The sequence below is a fragment of the Njordella aestuarii genome, from assembly GCF_056494165.1.
In genome coordinates, this window is record NZ_CM151397.1 from 261,224 (window position 1) to 283,616 (window position 22,393).

Consider the following 22,393-nt stretch of genomic DNA (forward strand, 5'->3'; position numbering starts at 1 on the left):
CAGGTGTTCTTCCGGTTCTGAATCGAAGTTGGCTGATAACTTATCCGGCAAATGGAAGGTCCAGGCAGTGGTTCATAAAATCCCTCGACGGCGACCATTTCCACCGGTTCAACTCAATTCTTTATATCCTTTGCCGACCTTCTCCGAGACCAACTTGTCAAACTCCGCTTGAGCTTTTTCATCGTCTGCGAATTCTTTAGTCTTGGACTGGCCTGTAGATCCGATGCGTCCCCATTTCGTGGTAAGCGAGGTTCCATTAAGCTCAATTTCCCAGAATTTATTGGATGCCCCCTCTTGGAATTCAAAGCGCCTTGTGGACCGGCCGACCGTTGTTTCTGAAACACCAGCTATCGGTTCGGTCGGTGTGGTCGATCTTCGCTTCTTGCCGTTCTCGGATTTCTCTTGCTCAAGCGTTGGTGCTGGCATTCTGCGCATACTTGCCGGAGCGCCCAGCTGATCCAGAATCATCGGGTCGAGGATCTCTTCGTCGCGAGCCAACAGCAACACCTTCGAAATGATTTCGGCTGTTCGGGGATCTTCGTCGGCAAAGGGCAAAAAGATTCTGCCACGGTGCGCAGCGTGAACCGGCAGAATAGCAAGAGCTCCACCTGGCAGACGATGCACGACGCCGCTGCCTAAGTGGATGGAGTACTGGCTATAGAAGCCTTGGATGATGGCATGTGAAGGTTTAAAGCTCACGTTGCCGAGCCCGAGGAGTTCACATGTTTCTCGCAACAAAGCCAATCGCATTTCAACAGTAGAAGCACTTGCTTCAGGATCGACTTGTCCACGGTGTGCGACGCTAACGACGAGATCAATATCGCGCATGACTTCGCTGATGATCGCGGCAGGTACTTGTTCAAGAGGAATCAGCTTGTAAGTGTCACGATTGCGAAACGCTATCCCATCAACGGTCAGGCCTTCGACTTCAGCCGCTGTGCCAATGTTGTTTTGAAAGTGGACGCTCGCGATGATGGATAGATCATGGAAGATCTTGACGATCTCTCCTTGCGTATTCCAACCGCGGCTATTCCACAGTGCCATTGCTTGGCTAGGATTGATCTGTTGTCCCGCGAACCGATAGGAAGTATTCTGCTTCTTCTTTTCTTGATTCGTCAGGACATAAAGTTCACGAAAAATTTGCTTGAACGGTTGGATTCGTTCTGCGGTAAAGCATTCGTGTTGCCACTTGTCCCAATTTCCAAGTTGGAATAGGTCGCTCGGATGCGCGATTCGCAAAGCCTCGTTCTTCTTGATCGGCTCCAGTTTCTGGCTAAAGTCTCGTAGAACTTTGCCTCCCTTGTCTGGATAGCCTGCGATTCCCTCGCCGATAAGAACTAGTTTAGCGATCTGGGGAGCCAGGATCGCATGGCTACAAAGCGCTTGCAGTTCGCTTGCAGTAATACTATCTCCGCGGCACATGGCTGTTTCGAGCGACAGCCGGATTCGACCTGATTTCTTTCGCAAGTCACTGGCGCGGTCCGCAATCTCTGCGATTTCAGGGTGCTTCTTCTTAAGTGGGGCGGTAATTGATTTGATCGGTTTTCCGTTTCGATCGATGGTCAATTGCGGCTTCGCATTTTCATCCAGGCTCAAAGTCACCGTTACGCCTTCTTTCGTGACGTGGATTGGTCCCTGCAGCAGATCCTTCGTCGACTCGGCCTCCAAGGCCCACTCCAAACGAAGTGGATCGGGATAACCAGCGAGCCTAGCAAGGTTGCTAAAGCCGATTTCAATCGCGCGCATCGCCGATGGTTTAGTCAAAGACGATAAACCTCGCGCGTACTTTCTGTAGCCTTGAAGTGTCTCGTAGCGCTCCATAAGGTCCTTGTCGCGCTTTGCTCCTTTAGCCAACGGAAGCAACCCAAGTAAACGGACATACTCTTTGAGGAATCGCTTGGTGATACCGTCTATCAACTCATCTCGTGAGCGGTTGCCTAACAAGACATCGGCCAGGAATTGAGCTTTGTTTGCCTGCGCCGAATTGGCAGCGAATTTCGCCGATTCAGCAAGTTGCTTCCAGCGCTTTTCCCCCAACGTTTTCCAGGTTTGATTAAACCAAGCTACGTCTACAGCTCCTTCGCGGCGTTCTTCGTCAGACAATGGAGTGCGCTCGAGGATTAGCCGTTCCCATGGAGTTAGCTTCTGCGGAATAGGCGTCGAGATCGTCTCCGCTTCATCGGATTCTTCAGCATCTTCACTGTCGCTCGCCGTTTCCTCATTGTCAGCTTCTGGAGTAATACCTTCGGCATCGGCTGCCGCATTCTTCGCATCGCTATACCACGTGTTCATGTGTGCGATGAACCAGTACAACCCTTCATTAAAACCTTCCCAGCCGATGACGCTGGCGATAAGTCGGCTCCACTGGGGGGCAAGAAATGCCAACTCGAGAAGTCTTGATTCGTTACAGTAACCTTCCGCCATGACCTGCTTGACGCGTTTTGAAAAATCAGCTTCCGTGTCGCTATCAGTTGGGTAACATAGCTTGAGCAACTGAGTCAACGTAGCGGTTCTTGAATCTGCTGTTTGCCCTCGCCATCCACGGTCGATTTTGAACTTCCCATTATTAAGCGCCGCCATCACGCGGAAGAGATTTTCAGCACCTGGATAGCTGCCGATTGCAAGTGCAACTTCGGTCACAGGAGTTCTCGCCTCGCCGCGATTTAATTCGATTTTAAGAACTTTGGAACGGACGTTGTCGACCAAAACAGAAAGCTCTGGTGTATCGTCTAACAGTTCACGAGTCTCTTTTCCCAACGAGCGGGAAGTCAGCAATTCCAAGTCCGAATAAGCTCCATACTGACTACGTTTTGGTCCGATTAAGCAATCAACCATGTCGTCGTACGTAGCAAACTGATTCTTGTATGCTGCGACAACTTCAAAGATCGAAGGTCTTTCTCGCCGAGCGCCGGGACAAGGCTCGTCTCGAAATCGTCTCGCTTGCCAATAACGTCGCTTATTCTCATGATCAAGTTTTAAGTTGCTGTTGCGAAGTAGGCGGTCCAGCATTGTTGGCCAAGCTCTGAAGACTGGGTCTTCACGCCAGTCTTGCTCGTCGTCAGCTCTGCTAAAATAGTTCAATACTGCATATCCTGTGTCTTCTTTCTCCTTCGTTGCCAGCAGCGCCTTGAGCTCATGATCGGAAACGTTGGCATAGGTATTTTCCGCGCAGTCTAACAAATAGTTGTGTAAATTATTTGGCTGATACGCATCGAATAGCCACTCGAGGATTCTCTTGACAAGTTCAATGTAATTGAGCTTGAGTTCCTCTGTCGCGCCGATGACCGATTCGAGAATCTGTAACTTTCGAGTATCTTTTTTCAAGCTCGTCATGTTACGAAATCGATAATTTGTGATGAGATCCATGTAGACTAACGCTCGCAGAATCTCCAGTCCATCCTTGTCTTTTAAGGTAGAGGGCCGCTTCTGGTACCACTCCGACCAAATTTCCCATAGCGGGAATTTCTTCACCTGCGCATCGACTGTTTTTCGGCTGTCGACATGTGGCAGATGATAATACGCTACTTCGCCAAGCACGAGATCTTGGTAGCCGTTGTACGTTTTAAGTCGAATTACATCGGTGCTGTGTTTAAGAATCAAGTCGTCTAAGGATCGTATGCATGCAAGTGCCGCTTTGCTGACGAGCGGAACTTTCTTCGATTTCGGTTGGATAACTTTGCTGCGGCCATCAGGATTCATAAACCCGAATGCATTTTCTGGTGAAACTGCTTCCCGATCCGAATCATAGATCGCCGCCAGTTGCAGTTCTTCCTCTTTGGACAGCTTCTTTTGCTGCTGCTGAAACTTGTCCGCAGCGATTTTGCAATCGTCACGCAAGCGGTTTCCTTCGGCCAACTGGCGAAGCAATTCTAGACCGGCTAACCTTTGGTTACGGTTGCTTGTTTTCGTTAGTTTTGTTGCGCTGTCCAATGCGACTCGGTCGTCACTTTTCAAAATTAGTCCAAGCGTCCCTTTCCGCAGATCGGCCGCTTGGCGCGTAAGATAGCCTTCAAAAATTTCTAACTCGTCAGGCTTAAGGATTTGTGCTTCCAATGCTTGGAATGCGGCCTGACGCACGTCCGTTGAAGTATGACCTGCAAGCTCGATTAAGGTGTTTCTTGTCAGGCTGTCCCATTTCTTTTGTTGAGCAAGTAGGCCAATAACCAACTGTTGCTCCCAGCAGCTTAGCGACTTAAGATAAGGCAGCATTGCTGTTGGTGGGCGTTCACGAAGCTCGGCCAGCATAGCGCCAGTGATCATTTTGCGTTCGACCTTGCGCTCCAGCCAAGGCCAAACTATTGCCTTCAACACAATCGGCTTTTCCGGCAGCCTTGCAAATAATAGTTCAAGCCGTTCAAAGGTATCCTTCGCTGCAGAATCTGAACGTTTGAGTTGAGTCGAAGTTAGCTCGATATCTTGCGGTGCGATGCGAACTTCGCGATTAGGTATTGCCGCTTGAAAGGCAACTTGCAAGTTTTCGTCTTCGATCGCCAGTGACTTTGCGGCGATGGAAGACGGCGTGGCGATTTGCCCCAAAACCCAAACAGCCACGAATCGTACTTCATCGTTTGCGTGTGTCAGTAGTTTTGACGCAAGTTTGGTCGCTTCCACTGCATCTTCAAAAGCATATGACCACAAGGCAATGTAGACCAATTCTGCATCGTTAGACTCGAGTGCTTTGGTTCGTTCTTCCAAGGACGTAAGCAAACGCAAGAGCGATGAAACCGCCTTTGACAATGGTTTTACGCTAGCAGAATCCCAGTTCAAACCTAACCAGACATCGACGGATCTGGCGACGCTGCTGAAACGAATTAGGTCCTCATCGACGATCAGTTTCAGAAGCCGTATAAACGCATTTGGGTTTGCGATGTCCGCATTTTGAAGAATAGATTGGCGCAAACCTTCTTGACGTTGTGCGGCCAGCAATGTTTTTTCAACGATCTCCCACGCTTCCGGACGATCACAACCAAGAAGTGCTCTGATCACAAAGTCAGACATTACGCCGATTGGATGTTGATTAGTGATTGTCCGATAAAGGATCTCGTAGACTTCGTCGCCCACTTTGTTCTTCTGATTCAGAGCGGCGATTAGCACCGGAGCAATGTGTGACGCTTGATAACGGAATGCGTGTTGCGACCAAGTGGCCAACCAGGTGGGTGTAAGGACTTCAGGTTTGAAATTGGCGACGGCTTTCAAAAAGGACGTAAGCCAATCGCAACGAGTCAGCAAAGTGTGCTCAGGATGATTCGGGGCTCGAAAAGCTTTACTTGAATAGCCGACAGAATAGGGAACTAACTTTTGCAACTGCCACGTATTTTCTAGCCATTCGGACAGGCCTGGTACCATCGCTTGAAAGATTTTCTTTCGGTCGACTGCAGCGAGTTTATCAAAAGCAGAGAACGCCAAGTATTGCTTTGCTTCAATCTCCGCTCGATCGGAATCTTTCATTTGCCAGAGCGAGGCAAGCGATTTTCCGCTCTCGTCTCTTCCGTAAAAATGGTAAGCGATCGACGCATGTTTCTTTGGGAGTGTTTTTAGTTTAGCGACGCCCCTTTCCTCACCTGTTTCTTCGTCATCATCGGAAGTTGTATCGATCTTCCATTTTGCGAGTTCAGCTTCGATCGCATCAATTTTAGACATAGTTGAGAGATTCCTATACTAAAGCAACATCATCCATGCGGATTTAGATTACAAAACATGCCGTTCAGGCGCCGGTCAGCAGCGTTAGTCGAATGAAGGTTAGCCGACTGTCTTGTGTGACGAATACTTGTTGGTCTAACCGTTTGTACTGAATGTCATCGATAATGACCAAGTACATGCCGTCTTCGAAAGCGGTCAAGGCGACGGCAACTGCACTGTCTTCATCCACATGTTGAACGCCAACTTCGCTGCCGCCCATTTCGACTTTACCTTGAGCGGCGCTGGCTTCGATCTCGGGAGCAGTTAATGCACGTACAAACTGTCGATTAATCTGGCGCTGTCGAAAAGCTTTGACTTCATAGCGAACAACACACTCGAGCAGGTCCGCGAGAGTAAAATCGCCATCGCCATGTCCTCCGGTGTCCGGTGGCAAGGGAACGGACCAATCATCGAAGAGGGGCTTTTTTCTGCCGATTGTTTTACAAGTGACTAGCATTCGTAGGCAACTACTTATGCGACGGGGGCTTGTTTTCCTAAGATCATGCTAGCATCTACGAAAATGCTCAGCAATCATAGGCAGATAGGTGCTTCTACTTGCGTACCAATGATCCAACGCATTCGGCTTCAGCTACTAGGCTGAAATTTTCTGACGCTCCAGTTTTGAAGCCATGAATGAGCGTTTCATTCTGAGGCTTTTTCGATTGCTAGGTTGAAAACGTTATCTTTAAAAATCATTTAGAGTTCCGGCCAAGCGATTTTGTAACTTCTGCAAAGTCCTCTTGTGTCCTGACCGTTTACGGATGTAAACTGTTTACATCTGTCATCGGTAAAGGAGTCGTAAATGCAACTATCGGACGCGGAATGGATTGTGATGAATCTCATCTGGGATTCTCAGCCAACGGAAGCTAGCAATGTGATCGAGGCGCTCGGCACATGCAACGGATGGTCGGATGCCACTGTCAAGACAATGCTCCATCGACTTGTCAAAAAAGGAGCGTTGACCACAGAACAGATCGGCAAAAAATATCGGTACACCGCTGCCGTGGGGCGAAGTAACTGCATTCGCTGCGCGAGTCGCTCATTCATAGATAAAGTTTTTGGTGGCGAAGCAGCGCCGGCTCTATTGCATTTCGTAAAGACTTCGAATTTAAGCGAAGAGGAACTGGCTCAGCTTCGCGCGTTACTCGATTCAAAATCAGCCAAAACGAAGGGATCAAAGGAATGATCGAGATCAATGAATTAGTACGCAATGGATTGCTCTTAGTCCTGATTGCGGCGTGGAGAGCGTTGCCGTTGTTCGTCATGGTGCTACTTCTTGCGGCACTGTTCCAAAAGCAAATTCCGGCCAAGTTTCAATGTTGGCTTTGGATGTTAGTGGTGGCACGATTGTTGCTGCCATTTTCAATCGATTCGCCGCTGGCAATGGCCCCCAAGCTGGAAATCAATGCGGACGACATCTTTGCAATCAGCTCACATAACGAACCGCGTCACGGAAGCAACTATTTTTTTTATGATGCTAATGCATGGCACGCGATAAACTCAATCAACGCCATGCCGGCAAGGGCAAGCAAGGCGGATACGCAAGGCGTCGTGTTAGATTCGCCGTCGCACGCACGAGATCGTCGTTCAGACGCCGCGGAGAGACCGCACTTAATTCAGATCGCACTCAGTTGCATGACTTGGTTGTGGGCCGCTGGCGTTGCTTTCCTCCTTTGTCGCAGCACAATCGCTTATTGCCGGTTTCTTTTGCGATTACGAGGTAGCGTTCTTGTCGAAGATCGAGAAATCGTTGACCGCCTTCTTCGTACCTGCGATCAATTGACGGTTGGACGCCGACCGCAGATCAGGCAAGTTCACGGCTTGCATGTACCTGCAGTTTTTGGAATCTTAAGACCGGTGCTATGCCTGCCAACCGCATGGCGAGAGCAGCTTTCGAACAGCGAGATCGATTTGATATTCGCGCACGAACTCGCTCACGTCCGTCGACGCGATGCATTGGTGCTAGCAGTGTCGGGGCTGGCACGATCGCTACACTGGTTCAATCCTGTATCGTGGGTCGCGCATGCCAAGCTTCAGAATAGCATCGAACGCGCTGCCGACGAAGTAGTAACACGCCAGTTGGCTCCATCGAAAGTTAACGCATACGGACAACTACTTTTGCGATTCGCCAGTGGAGCAAGTCGCGCAACTGCCGCCCCCGTCGTCGGACTCCTAGCGATGTCGTCATCAAAAGACTTGCGTGCGAGGATTGAAGCGTTGACGGGAATGAAATCAAATCGACCTTGGTATGTACGGACCGTTGCCTCCGCAGCAATAGCACTCATTGCATGTAGCGGTTTAACGGATGCGAAATCAACGGAATCGGCGCCTTCACAGGCAGAATTGCCAGATCTGCAAAGCTGGCTGGATGAGGCAGAACTGCCAGCCATGATACCGGCATCTGAAGTTGACAGTCAGTTGAACGCAGCACGTGAAATCTCTGTGAACGTCCATGCCGCAATGCGAAAGGCGAGCGAGTTACAACCTGGTATTGATGCTGAACGGTTCGTCATCACGTACTTTACCTATCCGACTACGTTGGGAAGCCCGACAATTACGGATAGCGTACTAACAACGATGGCGACTCCGACGCAGGAGGCGTTTTTGAAGCAGCGACTGGATGCCTTTGAGAAATCTGGGCCTTGGCAAGTGGTCGCGGACGTACGTATGATCGAAACCAATATTCGAAATCTGAATCAACTCGACTGGTTTTCTGGCGACGAAGATACAAAATGTCAGCGGATTCCAGCTAGTGGGCGGGCTGACGAAAAAATTTGGGCAACTCTAAGTTCCACTAACGCCGCCGGCGGTCAAGCTGCGGCGACCGAGGCGAGTGAGGAAACGCAAACGACCGGGCCGCTACTGGCTATCAAAGTCAGTCAAGTGGAAAGTGAAAGACTGATTCGCGGATGTCTGAGCGATCCTCTTACCAATGTGTTGCAAATGCCGAGGGTCACGATGTTCAACGGTCAGTGTGGAATTATCAAGGATGTCATCCAGCGACCGTTCGTCACCGATGTATCGATGGTTCAGGGTGATTCCGCTCGAGCGATGGAGCCCAAGATCTCGGTATTCGAAGACGGTTGGAAATATTGTGTAAAGAATACGGTTGCGCCAGAGGGAGATAAGGTCGATCTGCAATGTGTGTTCACACAGTCAAAGATTGGCGATGTGAAGCTTGCGGAAGTGCCAGCAATGCTGCCGAATCGGCCAGATATGGGATGCACGATCCAAGTTCCCTCGATTCAATCCGATTCGATGGTGATACAAAGTCGTCTCTCGGCGGATGAAGTGCTGCTTGTCTTTTCACCGATGCCATATGATGAAGCGAAGCCACCGCAACAGAAAATGGCTAGGGTGCTTGCGATTCGTACGCAGCCAATTTCCGACATGGAATTTATGCGCGACTTCGCTGCCACGGTTCGTGAAGAATAACATGCCTGGAGAGTAGGACTAGCCATGCATTTCGGAGCGTTGACGCACCACTAGTGTGCGTCTTTTCGCTTGATCGCGAGGTGGACTTTCCAGTTCTTGTCGTCCATGGTGGGGTAGTCGGTTCGCAAGTGGACGCCGCGTGATTCGCGCCGTTGCCGGGCTGACATCGCCATCATGAGAGCTACGGTCAGTTGGTTCTGCAACTCCCAGCCTTCGACACTCCCAAAAGATTGTGGCAAAACATAGTGAGTGTATTGGAGGATGTTTTGAATCGCATCTTCCAAGGGTTCTTCGCTACGCTGTACGCCGACCTTTCGTCCCATCAGAGAACGAAGAGCATTGCGAATATCTACCGTATCAATCTGCTGGTTTTGTACGTACCGCTGTGCTTCCAACTCCAGTGGTCGGATCGGCGCGTTGTCCGCTAAAGCGAGCAGGTTTGCGGCCTTGCCAGCGGATGCGCCAAAGACGAGTCCTTCAAGCAAGCTGTTGGAAGCGAGTCGGTTAGCGCCATGAAGCCCACTGCTCGTGACTTCGCCAGCGGCAAAAAGACCTGGAACCGATGTCTGGCCTTCTGCATCGATCGCGAGGCCACCCACCATATAGTGAGCCCCGGGCCTGACCGGAATTGAATCCGTGGCGATGTCGAGCCCGAAGTCTTTACACACTTTGGCAATACCCGGAAATCGTTCGCGAATGTGCGTCGGCGACAAATGCTTCATCGTTAAGTATACGCAAGGGCTTTGTGTCTTTTCCATCTGCGACACAATCGACTGCGAAACGATGTCGCGGGGAGCGAGTTCCATTCGCTGGTCGTAATCTTGCATGAAACGGTAGCCGTTTGAATCGAGCAAGTGCGCTCCCTCGCCACGGATTGCTTCCGTGATTAACGTGCGGGACGAACCGGCGATGTAGAGCACCGTTGGATGGAACTGCATGAACTCCATATCGCGTACGACAGCTCCAGCGCGAAAGCCGATTGCATGTCCATCGCCCGTCGCAACGCGAGGGTTTGTCGATTCGCGATAGATTTGCCCGCAGCCTCCGGTGCACAGGATGGTTTGTTTGGCCCAAACCAGCACGGGCTGTGAATTGCCGGTGCGTGTAATCGCGGCGCCTCGACAAACGCCATCTTGGGTCAACAGATCTAACGTAAAGGCGGATTCCCAGATCTCGCCGTTCGGTAAATCGCGAGTCTTATCGATAATGGCCCGCATAATTTCTTTGCCGGTGGCATCGCCCAACGCGTGCAAGATCCGCTGGTGCGAATGTCCCCCTTCGCGGCCCAGCAGCAATTCGCCGTCACGTTCGTCAAACTTGGTTCCCCAACGGATAAGTTCAGCGATGCGGGCGGGAGCTTCTTGTACAACCCGCTCAACAACTTTAGCATCACATAACGAACCGCCGGCCGTGAGCGTGTCGGCGACATGATTATCGAATTCATCCGACGGGTCCCACACGCTGGCGATGCCGCCTTGCGCGTAAGAACTGTTGGACTCTTGAAGTCGATCCTTGGTTACGATTAGCAGGTTCAATGATGGATCAATTTCTTGGGCGGCACGTAAGCCAGCCAAACCGGCACCGATGATCAAGACATCGGTGAAGTAATGCATCATTCGTTTCGGTTGCAGTTGCAGAAGATAACGCGGTATCGTCTGCCAATCGTAATCGATGAATCGATCTTCTATGGTCATGGAGTGGATTCTTCCAGTTCCATTTCGCTCGGCTCTCCCATTTCAACTTGCTGCGAAAGGTCGGGCATTTCGAGCGGAATTTCACGCCCATCACTGGTACGCAGAACGGCACTTGCCGCGTTTGGATTGCCTTGGTCGACTTGCAGAAGTAGTTCTGCGGTGCCGTTGCTGCCAACCAAGTCGAAGACCATCGTATTGTTACCGGTATCGCCAGTCTTTTGCAGATTTAGGCTGACAGACTGAACCGTGCCGATTTCTGCTTGGACTTCAGGGGATTGGTCTACGACCTGGCGAGCAAGTTCGCCAACCATACCGGTCGCCGCTTTGTAGCCCATGTAGGTCACGAGCGCACCGCCGCCGCAGCAAATTACGCCCAGGCCTCCAAGTACTCCAAGGATGATCCAGAGTGTTTTGTTGCTCTTTTTGGGTGGTGCAGCCATCGGTGCACCTTGATAAGCGTTAGGTGGAAAATTAGACATTCTGAGTTGGGCCTTTCGTAAGCTTGGAAGCAGTATAGTAGCGTGAGCAGTGGGAGCTAAATTTTTGCGTTGGCGTTTTCTTCATCAATTTTCTGCAGCTGCGATACATAGTTTTGTACAACAGACCGGTCCGCCAGCTTTGCATTAACGTGTGGACGGCAGGCAAGAAGATGAAGTTGCGCTTCTTCGATCGACATTTTACGATGTTTTACTAACCAGCACAGTACGACTGTTGCACTTCTCGCACGACCTGCTTTGCAATGTACATAGATCTTGTCCCCTCGCTGCGATAGTTGCTCAATAAAGTCGACGCCTTGGGCTACATGCTCGATGGATGGTGGCTGGAAATCGATGGTCGGAAGCCACAGCTGCTGGATTCCCAAAGTTTTGTAGGCAGCGACCGGACCGGGGAATTCTTGGCACATGTTGACGACGCCCCGCACTCCCTCCTCATAAAGCCGCTTCAGGTCTCGCTGCATTGGTCGTGCGCCGAGAATAACAGATGGATCGACATAGTCCCACCAACGCCGATGCTTGAGGATCCGCCCGAGCATAATGTTCCAGGCGTATGTCGGGAGGAATAGCGACCTTGCTACTAAGGATTTCATCGGGCAATTTGTCTCATTGGAATAACCGTGAACCAAAACATTATGCTTGAACGCTGCGATTTGAACAGCAATTGTTGGTCCGCCATGTTAATGGGTCGCTGCAACGCTGCCGAAAATTGGCTAACATGATCCACATCATGGCCAATCGCGACAAAATCAAATACCTTATCTTTGACGTCGAAAGCATCGCTGACGGCGATCTTATCTCGACCAGCCGTTTTCCCGGAGAAGGGCTGACAGGGAAAGAGGCGATCTGCAAATTTCAGCAAGAACTGTTGCAGAAAAGCGGTAGTGAATTCATCCCGCATACCTACCACCTCCCCGTCGCAGTGGTGATTGGGAAAGTTCGCGAAGACCTCTCGCTGGCTGAAATCGTTTCTCTCGATCAGCCGCAATTTCGGCCTTCGGTCATCACGAAACATTTTTGGACCGGATGGGAAGCGTATCAACGTCCCACGTTTGTAACGTTCAATGGTCGCGGCTTTGATATACCTCTCATGGAACTGGCAGCGTATCGATTTGGCGTTAGCGTCCCGGCTTGGTTCAATCTTTTCGAGCGAACTTACCAACAAAATCGCAATCGCTATAACGTCACGTCGCATATGGATTTGCACGAAATCCTAACCAATTTCGGTGGAACGTGGTTTCGCGGGGGGCTAAATCTTGCGTCCAAATTGATCGACAAACCGGGCAAGATGGACGTTCAAGGCGACATGGTCCAAAAGCTGTATGATGAAGGAAAACATGCCGAGATCAGCGAGTACTGTCGTTGTGATGTTTTGGACACGTACTTTGTTTTTCTGCGAACAGCATTGTTGATGGGATTGATCGATTTGACGCGCGAGGCCGAGCTGACAGCAGATGTCAAGCAGATGCTCGAAAGTCAGGCTGAAACGCATCCCGCTTATCAACAGTATCTAGATTGCTGGAAAGAATGGCAAAATCCTTGGGAATGATTGCAAATGCAGAGGACGTGCAGCCTCTTGCCCTGCGTGCATTTCCAGCTAACTCTGAAGTAGGTTCTGCAAAACCGCTCTTGCTTGCGACCTGGGAAAAATCCTAAGGTGCCTCCCGCTTCGAACGCCATCGGGCAACCTAGGCGAAATACGAAAGAAATGCGGGGTTTGAGGCTGGGTAGAACTGGCTCAGGTCGCGCTGCCAGCGGTACCTGAAATCGCTGTGCATAATTCTTTCCTGAATCGCTCTGTGGTGCCTTGTTTGGCATAAATGTCGCATTAAAGTAAAATTCGTGCACATTGATGCCGATTGTGCTATAATTCACATGGCACGATAAACGGTTGACGTCCCACCTATAAGAAGCGCGCAAGTGCTCCTTCCCACCTCAGAACCGGGTAAAAGACAATGTTTTCCGTACTTTTCCTTTCAGTCTCGTTCCTTTTTGCTAGCGACGAGTCGGCATTCCTCAACCGAATTGAAGCGTTGAAGGATCGTGACGGGCTCTTTCTGGACCGCGCTTCGGACCCAAGTACTGTCAGTTCGGCGGCGACAGGCTTCGGTGTGCTAGCTTTGGCGGAAGGGGCTTCCCGAGGTCTGCGCGATACCGAAGAGGTCGCGGCCATTGCAAAAACGGCATTTGAAAAGACTGTTGCGGCGAATCCTGCTAAGAATCGCGGCTGGCTAAGTCACTTTACAGATACCCAGGGTAATCCCAAGGCATTTTCGGAAGTCTCCACGATCGACACCGCGATTTTTTATAGCGGAATTTTGCGAGCAGCCGAATTGCTGAACGATCTGTCGCTGAAGGAAATGGTGTTAACGCAGCTTGAAAAGATCGACCGCGATCTCGTGTTGCGGGATGGCGTCTTTTTGCACGGGTTTGTCTGGGCCAAGAAGCCATGCGACGATAGCCAAGCTGGCGCAACTAAAAGTAGCGAACAGATGGAGCTTATTCCCTATACATGGAATGACTCTTCCGAAGGAGCAATCCTGTATCGCTTGTTTGGGATGGATTTTCCAATGCAAATCCGTCGTGTGGACTATCCCCTATTTGTGTATGCCTATCCGCTTTGTTTTGCAAACGAGCCAAACTATGAAGAGATGCTGCAAGATGCCATCAAACACCAAATCGATAAGTTCGGTTACTGGGGAGTGACTTCGACCGACGGTCCTAGTGGCTACGTGACTTTGGATTCGAACGTTATATCACCGGTTTTGATCGGAGCTATAGCGACTAGGTTCCCCCAATACCTGGATCCTTTGAAATCGATGAGTATCAACGCGGCGGTTGTTTCGATGCACGTCCCAACTGGATGGACGGGGGCCGATGACCTTACCATTGATTTGGCTAGTGCGTACATTTTGTTCTCGCGATGGAGTACGCCCAACGTTGTCGAGCACATGGTAGCTACGAACGGTGTCGCAGCCGTTGAACAAAAGTAGTTTTGACTGTCAGTGCGTTATTATTTTTCTGAGCTGCTGAGCGTTGCGGCTGCGAATCCGATCAAGTCGTTGATTTGTTTGCAACGCTCCTGCATCGGTTCGTAATCATTCGCCATCTTGCTCAGGTCTAGGAGCGATGGAGCAACGCCCATGGGACGCACTCCTTGCGGCATTCGCTTGAGTAGTTCCTTCAAAGCTTCGTCAAATCGATTGATTCTGGCTAACAGGTCGACGTATGTTTCTATCGCGATTGTACCGACTTCTTCGATAGGAAGTTCTTCCGCTTTGCGTAGGAAGAGCTGGAGCCCGGTATCAACTTTTTCGCCTAATAAAGTGCGGAAGAAGGCAATTGACATAGGATAGAGCGGTACGAACGGTTCTTCGCTGCTGTAATGGTATTGCGAGTGCAAGTGTCGACCATAGATAGCAAGATCAAGCGACTTTCGCAGCGTTTCTTGGTCATCAAGCACTCTAGCGAAGCGAACTGTTGAGGCGATGTGAGTTGTATCGAGATGATAAGCGCCTCCTTGCAGCAGTTGTGGCCGAGCAGCGAGTATCGCTTCAAGTGTTTGTTCCGCCGGTTGGCTGCCTTCGCGACGTTCCAAGTCTGCTCGAACGTTCCGCAGCACTTCCTCATGGACGTGGTCCACTAGCACACCTACTGCGGCTTGTTGATCAGCGCGACCTCGCATGGCAACGACGGACTCTAGCATCGTGATGGTATTGCATGTACCGCGATGTTTCAGGCACTCGATGGTACCACGTTTTGGATCGATTCCTTCTTGCATTAGCAGCAATAGGATTGCATCCAAGTTATCCTCGGTCACAGCGACGTCTTTTAAAGCTTCTGCGGCCGCCGGCAAGTCGCCCACTGCGCGCATGTACATCCAGCCTTCTTCGAGTCTACCCCGACTCAAAAGTTTCGAGCCAACTTCGCGACAAGCTTCAATTAGCCCTCGCTCAAGGTCATCGTTGTGTTCTTCTGCTAAACGTGGATCACCATCGGAAGCGACGGGAGGCATGCCAATTTCGATTCGCAATCGCATTTTGAGCGCTTCGAAGAGTTCAGACAGTTGGTCTTGCTCACGAAGATGGTCGACCAACCAGTTTACGGCAGCAAGTTTACCTTGCTCGCGTGTGATCGATGCTATTGTTTCGATAGGAGAGGTTGGGCTATTCATTTGAAGGATCTGGATTTGAAAATGGCATTGCTCGTCCGATTTGATGCGAAAACGCTCCGTCTTCTGTCGTTTATACACGACTTACTCAAAATGCCGAAGAAGTGATTTATATGAGTAGCCAATTTCTCGTCCAGCCCGCATTTACGCTTTAAGGGCCGACTTATTGCCGAACTTTTTTGGAACAGTTTAGGGTTCCCGATTCAGCGAACCACACACTTTGCATTCCCAAACAAATCCATCGTGTACGCTCGACATTTCCCGTTAAGCCAGTAGCGGTGGCCGTCAGTGACGTTTAGACTTGGTAGCTTCGCAATTGCATTGCGGTTCAAAACTTGCGTTTTCTCGTTGCGGCAGCGCTAGGCGTTTCATGGCTGTTCGATTTTGTCGACCAAGTATCTTCTTCACATGTTGTGTGCTTTCTCTAGCCAATCTTTTGTTGTGTGGCTGCGAATCACAAAAAAAGATCGATGTTACAAAAAAGGAGCAGAAATCGAACGCTCCCAATGCGGAAACCAGTGCGATTGCAACTTCTGGTTTAGCCACCAAGCCATCAGCCGAACGGGCCGCACAACTGATGCATCAACAGCGAATAGAGGAGGCGTTCGCTGAAGCTTCGCAAGTCCTGTTAATCGAGCCGGAAAATCCGCTTGCACTGTTGGTTGTTGGGGCCGTTCACTGGGAAAAAGGGGAGCAGGAAACGGCGATCTCCATCGTCGATTCGATCTCGACTCAGGACGATGCTATTGGACGCTTGGCTGTTATCACGTCTGCTAAGTGGCAGATAATTCGCGGCGATTGGCTCGAGGCCGAAGCAAAGTACCGTAAGCTCCTTGAACATTCGGCTGAGGACTCGGAAGCGATTCGTGATCTCGTTGAATCGTTGCACCGTCAAAGCCGACGTTATGAAGCTCTGCCTCTAATTTATCAGCTTATTAGCCAGGGACGCGCAGACCAGAGTTTGCTATTAAGCTTGTTGGATGTAAGGCAGCCTCTTTTCTCCGATGATCAAGCAAAAGAAATCCTTGCTCAACGGCCGGCGAATTCGATTCCATATCTTTCAATCGCGTACAACGCGATGCATCTGCAAGATTTCAAGGCCGCCTTAGATTCGCTTGAAGAGGCGTCGCGAGAACCAAGGATTGCGTACGATGTTGCGGCGTATCGCGCTTACTGTCACGCGAAACTTGGAAGCTATGCAATGGCAGCTCAACAAATAGCCTTGGTCCCGGTTGAGCATCGCCGCAATTTGTTTATCTGGATTGCGGAAGGTAATTGCTTCGAGGCGGCTAACGAAAGCAGATCTGCGGCGCATTGCTACGCTCGAGCGCTGCAAGTCCACAATGGCGACACCGAAGCATGGACTTCGCTTGCTCGCGTCGCTGAATCACTCGATGCGGTTGAGATCAGCAAAGATATTACGCAACAGCTTGAACACTCCACTGCAGTCCGGCAGCTGATGTCGTCTATCGGCGGTTCGGATCCGCGAGCGACAGTGCCTCTTGTGCAGAAGCTGGTCGGTCATTTGCGCCCTATGCAACGTCACACCGAAGCCGCGGCATGGATGAACGCTTTGCGAATTAAGATGCCCGCTTCTCCGGAGCAGAAAATCGCGGCGCAAAATTTGACGCCGGGCCTTTCCACACCAGAGTTTGCGGCATTGCCTAAAACTGTGTCCGAGTTGACGGCTCTACCAAATCAAGCTGAAGTCCGACTGAGTGATTTATATGATGTGGCAGAACTCGAAGAAATAGAGATGAGTTCGAGACAGGTGGCGTTTCAGCTTACGGATATTGCCGCGTCGGTCGGGCTCAATTTCTGGCACGACAATGCAAGTAAGGAGAATACGATCGGGGCACTGAAGATGTACCAAAGTTTTGGTGGGGGCGTGGGTGTTCTCGATTATGATTTAGATGGCTGGCCTGATCTCGTTTTGCCTCAGGGGGGGGGCGATCCGCGCGATCCAAGCTTCGAAAGAAGGCCGGGATTTTTCAAGAATTTACAGAGCGTTGGTTGGCTGGACGTTGCAAATACCGTTGGCGTTCACGACGGCGCTTGGGGAGTAGGGGCAACGGTTGGCGATTTTGATGGCGATGGTTGGGCCGACCTTCTAATAGCCAATCTGGGTGGGAATTCACTTTGGAAGAATCAAGGCGACGGAACCTTTCAAAGAGTAGCCGTTCCTGCTTTCGAAACGGATCGGAATTCGGCTACGACTTCTGCTGCGATGGCGGATATTTCAGGTGACGGTTTACCCGATCTGATCTGCGTCAATTATGCCGCTGTCGATGAAATGGTTCTCCGTGAATGCGTCAATCAGCAAGGCAAGTCGGGCGTGTGTGCGCCGACCGAATATGCCGCAAAGAATGATCTGTTCCTGATTAGTGATCAGCATGGAGGGTTTGTGGAAGCGAAGGTTCGAGCGGGAATCGAAACGCGAGATGGACGTGGCTTTGGTCTGCTTGTCACCAATTTTGATTCCGCGCTTGGCAATGATGTCTACATTGCCAACGATATGAATGCGAATACATTTTTCATTGCGCACGAGTTTGAAAAGACCGAATCACCGTCGACGAAATATATGCGTTATACGCTGGCTGACCAAGCGGCGGCGAAAGGGGTTGCGTACGACGCGTTGGGAGTCCCTCAGGCTTCCATGGGGATCGCAAGTGGTGATTTCAATCGCGACGGCCGCTTAGACTTCTTCATCACGAATTTTTTGAACGAATCGAATGTTGTTTATAGCGGACGACAGAACGGCGTTTTCTCAGAAGTTAGCGTGCGTTATGGTTTTAACGCAAACAACAAGCAAACCTTGGGGTTCGGCACGCAAGCCATCGATATTGATCGTGACGGGTGGCTCGATTTAGTTGTGCTCAACGGTCACGTAGAGGATTTCAGTTACAAAGGAGTGCCATATGCTATGCCGCCAGAATTCTTTGCGGGAAGTGCACAAGGCTTCAAGAAAGTGGATGGGGTGGAGATCGACGAATACTTCACCAAGGCTGCCCTGGGGCGTGTGCTAACCATGCTGGACTGGAATAATGACCTGAAAATGGATTTTGTTGCGACACACCTCGATCGTCCCATTGCCCTGTTACAGAACAACACCGCAGGTGGATCTGTTGTGCGGGTGAGGCTGGTCGGAGTTGTTTCCGATCGCGATGCGACGGGGGCAGTAGTAAGTCTGAAATGCAAAGATGACAGATGGTTTACCGAGTCTGTGCGCGGCAATGGGTACGGTTGCTCCAATCAAGCGGTACTGGACATCGGAATCGGCGATCATCAGTTGATTGACGAACTAACCATCCGTTGGCCCAGCGGGCAGGAACAAAGCTTCTTAGCAGTCCCAGCCAACCAGTCGTATTTGGCGATTGAAGGTGTTTCAGAACTAATTGAAGACTGAGCTTGGCTAATTATCTAGAGTGATTGTCTTCGGTTTGAGTGTTCGGAATTCGTCAAGCTGTTCGGTGATCTCAAGATGCTGTTTGATGCCAACGTCTGTGAAGACTTGCGTAGTGCCACTGGTCGGCCAAAAAACTTCTATTGATTCAATGGCCGTAGCATCTGCTAACCCAATTAGCTGTTCGAGTGAATTTGCTCCAAAGCTGCTGCCCGAGGACACTTGACGGTAAACATGGGGTGCAGAGCGGGAGTTGGTACTGACCTTGATTCGAGCTCCGATCGCGGCTTTATTTGATTTTGTTCCGAGCAATTTGACGTTGATCCAAGCATTGTCGTTACCTGGGTTGTCGAACAAAACGTTATGAAATTTGTCGCCGTCGATCGCACCGCCCATTTGAATAAAGACGTCGGCGTCGCCGTCGCGATTCCAGTCGGCGCTCGTGACTGCATGTCCCTTTTGCAGGTGACCGACGCGCGCTGTACTCGTGATTTCTGCGAACCTTTCGCCTTGAATGTTTTTGAACATTCGATTGGGGACTAGCATCGTAAGACTTGGCTCGCCGGTCCCCAGATAGAAATCGAGGTATCCGTCGTTGTCAACATCCATAAAATTGCAGCCCATCGTGGAAAACACCATATCGAGGCTCGCGTCTTTGGTCACATCTTTGAAGTGTTTGCCTTCGACGTTAAGGAACAGTCGGTTCGATTCGATGCTGTGCGGCGTTCCCTCGAGGCCTTTCACTACTTCTTTGAGCGTGCGGGAATAACAGGTCGCGAAAATATCGAGCCATCCATCGTTATTGAAGTCCCAAGTCCAGCATGCAAACCCATATTGAGGGCCGTCGATTCCCATTGCCAACGTTGAGTTAGTAAAAGTGCCGTCGCGATTATTGTGAAACAAGGCCGCGGTGCCTTCAAGGTTGTTGGTAAACAAATCTGGATAACCATCATTGTCGTAGTCGGTCCAGGTTGCGGCTTTGCAATACGCTGACACATCCGCTTTTAGACCGGCAAGTTGAGCGACCTCTTCGAATGTTCCGTTGCCAAGGTTTCGATACAGGCGGTTGGGTTGTCTTTCACAGCAGACGAATAGATCGAGCCAACCGTCGTTGTCGTAGTCTGCCCATTGTGCGCAATTGGAATTGAGCGATTCGGCTAAACCCGATTGGTCTGTTACATCGGTGAAATGGAAATTGCCATCGTTTCGTAGTAGCGATGGTCGCACGGGATACGGAAGCCATGCGCCACGCGGTAAATAGACATCCAAAAGTCCGTCGTTATTAAAATCTCCCTGCACGCAATACAGAGCGCCAAACTGACTTCCAATTCCGCTGGTCTCAGTCCTTTCTTCAAACTTGCCATTTCCAAGATTTCGATAAATCGCCATGTTTTCCTTGGGATCCATGCTCGATTCGACAAGGTCCAAGAGGCCATCGTTGTCGAAGTCATCCATAATTGCACCACCAGCTTGATTGAAACGATTCAAGCCCACTGTCGGAGCGATATCCTTAAACGGTTCAATGCTAAACTCTTTGTTGTGATAATGCTTAAGGCCTAACAAATACTTTGGTGAAACATTATCGGGGTACTCCCCCAGTGTCATGTGGGCCAGGTTTAGTAGCCATCGAGCTTCCAGGTCGTCTGGGAAAGCGTCTAGATATTCGGTAAAGTACTCCACAGCCGATCGAGAGCCTCGGGGCCTTTGGTGCACTCCTGCGCTTTGAATTGGAAGGATGCAGGCCCCTTCCCCTAAGCACATCACGCAATTTTCGTTTTCTCCAAGTCGCAGAGCGGCCATGCCTTGAAAAAAGACGACGCTGCTCAGCATTTTTCGCATCTCGTCTAGGCCCCTCGACTGAACTCCGTGACGCAATTGCTCAAGTACCTCGCAAGCTTCATCGGCTCGTCCCTCGGACATAAGGAAGCTTGCTTTAGCGGCTAAAAGGGGGCCTTCCGATTGGCTGGTGGCATCGACCTTTGATAACAGGCGATCGATCTTCTCACCTTGGAAGTCGCGGTAAGCAATCCAGTTTTTCTTAAATTCATCCAATGACGCCGTTGGGCTCCACGGGTCCGAGGGGATCATCAAGGTAAAACCGCTCGTGTCCATGTGGTGGCGAGGTTGAGCGTTCGACACATCTGCCAGTCGGGTCATTGATGGTTGCTTGGGAACCGATAACTTTTCTGCAGCGTTTGCAGGGACAGAGTTCGCGCCCGAGTTTGCGGGCGATTCTTTTTTGACTGGCCGTGGACGAGGCCCGCCGTCAGATGTTGCCACGTCGCTCGAAACCCAATAGGCAGCGATACCCAGCACGGGAATGGCGAGGAGAAAGCATAGGCCCAGCCCTCTTACTCTTCCGGTGCGCGAGCAACGAATGTTCCCGTAGTACATACAAGCTTCCTGAGTCAATGGCCCACAACTACTGCAGATGCCTAATGTGCAGCCAAGCCAAGCGTTAGCCGAGAAAAGCAAGAGCTACATTAATACTTTATTGTAGCAAGGGTTTTCGTAAATAAGTGTCGGGATCTGCCGACGCCGTCGCTGTCAGAAAGAGCTGGGAAGCTTTCCTGGTTTGCTGCGATCTGATTGGGTAGACGGTCAGTGTTCCATCTGACTTACATAATTGATGACCAGACGGTTGTAGCTGTGACGCAAGTGCCTTTGTGTCAGAGGTTTAGAATCGGCAGGCGGTGCCTTTTCAGAGGAGCTCAAGTGCCGTTCAGATCGCTGATTGGAGTGGTCGAGTTCCGCTGAACTCAAAATTGAGTGTCGACGCGTTTTCCACAGTTTTAAGCGAAAACGTACCGGAATTGCTGGCATTTTCGCTACCGCACTGCTCGAAAAAACTTGCCCCAACTTCGTTTTTGATGTTGACGATACTTGGAGGCAGTCGTATTCTCTTCCGCTCTCGCTGAGCGAGATACCGCTTCGTCTTAACTTTTTTCACTTCGGTGATTCTGAAGTTGAGCGTAGAACCGAGTGGTTCGAGTGGTTTCGGGTTGTTCCGAAGTGATGTCTGTGTGTAGTTTCAAGGAATATCAAACGTGTCTGCAGGTTCGCACGAAGTGATTCGAATTCGGATGGAAGCTTACGACCATGCCGTTTTGGATCAGAGCGCCCTGGAGATCGTTGAAACTGCTAAGCGTACTCACTCGGAAGTACATGGTCCGATTCCATTGCCGACTCGAATTGAGCGGTACACGGTGCTTTCTGGTCCGAATATCGACAAGAAAGCTCGTCAGCAATTTGAAATTCGCACGCACAAGCGTCTAATCGACATCAAGCAAGCGACCGCTCGAACAATCGAGGCGTTGAATAAGTTGAGCTTGCCTGCCGGGGTAGACATAAAGATCAAGGCGACTTCTCGCTGATCTGAGTTTGTGGGTGTTTTTGTTCCGATTCCAGCTTCCCTAAGAAATTTATATGCCGTGGAAGTCTGGTAGGTAACCTATCGAGTGCTCGAGTGGTCTGGCTGTTTTAGTCAGGCTTTCGTCGAGCGACAGGGAGTTTGGTG

Annotated in this window: 13 protein-coding genes; 6 read left to right on the forward strand and 7 right to left on the reverse strand. The window is 50.5% G+C overall.

The annotated features are described in order from the left end of the window. Positions 1-108: 108 nt before the first annotated feature. Both SH451x_RS00935 and SH451x_RS00940 read right to left on the reverse strand, forming a co-directional pair. Entirely contained in the window at positions 109-5,640 is a 5,532-nt protein-coding gene (locus SH451x_RS00935) for a DUF5724 domain-containing protein (RefSeq protein WP_479360393.1), read from the reverse strand. A gap of 64 nt (positions 5,641-5,704) precedes the next feature. Next, positions 5,705-6,136, reverse strand: a complete 432-nt coding sequence (locus tag SH451x_RS00940; protein ID WP_479360394.1) for a hypothetical protein — start codon at positions 6,134-6,136, stop codon at positions 5,705-5,707. A 345-nt stretch (positions 6,137-6,481) separates the two neighbouring features. On the opposite strand from SH451x_RS00940, the gene SH451x_RS00945 reads away from it, so the two are divergent. Then, positions 6,482-6,865, forward strand: coding sequence for a BlaI/MecI/CopY family transcriptional regulator (locus tag SH451x_RS00945; RefSeq protein WP_479360395.1), 384 nt, complete (start codon positions 6,482-6,484; stop codon positions 6,863-6,865). Continuing rightward, complete coding sequence (locus SH451x_RS00950; protein WP_479360396.1) at positions 6,862-9,114, forward strand: M56 family metallopeptidase; 2,253 nt, start codon at positions 6,862-6,864, stop codon at positions 9,112-9,114. Before SH451x_RS00945 ends, SH451x_RS00950 begins: the two co-directional genes overlap by 4 nt. Positions 9,115-9,164: 50 nt before the next feature. Here SH451x_RS00950 and nadB read toward each other — a convergent pair whose 3' ends face one another. Genes nadB through SH451x_RS00965 form a run of 3 tightly spaced genes read right to left on the reverse strand, consistent with a single transcriptional unit; the run spans position 9,165 to position 11,895 of the window. Next, positions 9,165-10,808 (reverse strand): L-aspartate oxidase, encoded by a 1,644-nt coding sequence (nadB, locus tag SH451x_RS00955; RefSeq protein ID WP_479360397.1) that lies wholly within the window; start codon positions 10,806-10,808, stop codon positions 9,165-9,167. Next, positions 10,805-11,287 carry a hypothetical protein gene (locus SH451x_RS00960; protein ID WP_479360398.1) on the reverse strand — a complete coding sequence of 161 codons (483 nt, stop codon included), beginning with the start codon at positions 11,285-11,287 and terminating at the stop codon, positions 10,805-10,807. The genes nadB and SH451x_RS00960 overlap by 4 nt, the downstream gene beginning before the upstream one ends. A gap of 56 nt (positions 11,288-11,343) precedes the next feature. Further along, positions 11,344-11,895 carry a dual specificity protein phosphatase family protein gene (locus SH451x_RS00965; protein WP_479360399.1) on the reverse strand — a complete coding sequence of 184 codons (552 nt, stop codon included), beginning with the start codon at positions 11,893-11,895 and terminating at the stop codon, positions 11,344-11,346. A 137-nt stretch (positions 11,896-12,032) separates the two neighbouring features. On the opposite strand from SH451x_RS00965, the gene SH451x_RS00970 reads away from it, so the two are divergent. Both SH451x_RS00970 and SH451x_RS00975 read left to right on the forward strand, forming a co-directional pair. Next, on the forward strand, positions 12,033-12,851 hold the full coding sequence (locus tag SH451x_RS00970; RefSeq protein ID WP_479360401.1) for a 3'-5' exonuclease: 819 nt from the start codon (positions 12,033-12,035) through the stop codon (positions 12,849-12,851). A 406-nt stretch (positions 12,852-13,257) separates the two neighbouring features. Further along, on the forward strand, positions 13,258-14,295 hold the full coding sequence (locus SH451x_RS00975) for a hypothetical protein (RefSeq protein ID WP_479360402.1): 1,038 nt from the start codon (positions 13,258-13,260) through the stop codon (positions 14,293-14,295). A 20-nt stretch (positions 14,296-14,315) separates the two neighbouring features. Here the strand turns inward: SH451x_RS00975 and SH451x_RS00980 are convergent, their stop codons facing one another. Then, the gene (locus SH451x_RS00980) at positions 14,316-15,554 is read right to left on the reverse strand and encodes a hypothetical protein (RefSeq protein ID WP_479360404.1); all 1,239 of its coding nucleotides are present in this window, start codon (positions 15,552-15,554) and stop codon (positions 14,316-14,318) included. A gap of 289 nt (positions 15,555-15,843) precedes the next feature. Here SH451x_RS00980 and SH451x_RS00985 point away from each other — a divergent pair, with 289 nt between their 5' ends. Continuing rightward, positions 15,844-18,879, forward strand: coding sequence for a CRTAC1 family protein (locus SH451x_RS00985; protein WP_479360405.1), 3,036 nt, complete (start codon positions 15,844-15,846; stop codon positions 18,877-18,879). Positions 18,880-18,885: 6 nt separating this feature from the next. On the opposite strand, the gene SH451x_RS00990 is transcribed toward SH451x_RS00985, so the two are convergent. Then, entirely contained in the window at positions 18,886-21,033 is a 2,148-nt protein-coding gene (locus tag SH451x_RS00990; protein ID WP_479360406.1) for a CRTAC1 family protein, read from the reverse strand. Positions 21,034-21,923: 890 nt separating this feature from the next. Here SH451x_RS00990 and rpsJ point away from each other — a divergent pair. Further along, entirely contained in the window at positions 21,924-22,250 is a 327-nt protein-coding gene (gene rpsJ / locus SH451x_RS00995) for a 30S ribosomal protein S10 (RefSeq protein ID WP_479360407.1), read from the forward strand. The last annotated feature ends 143 nt before the right edge of the window (positions 22,251-22,393 follow it).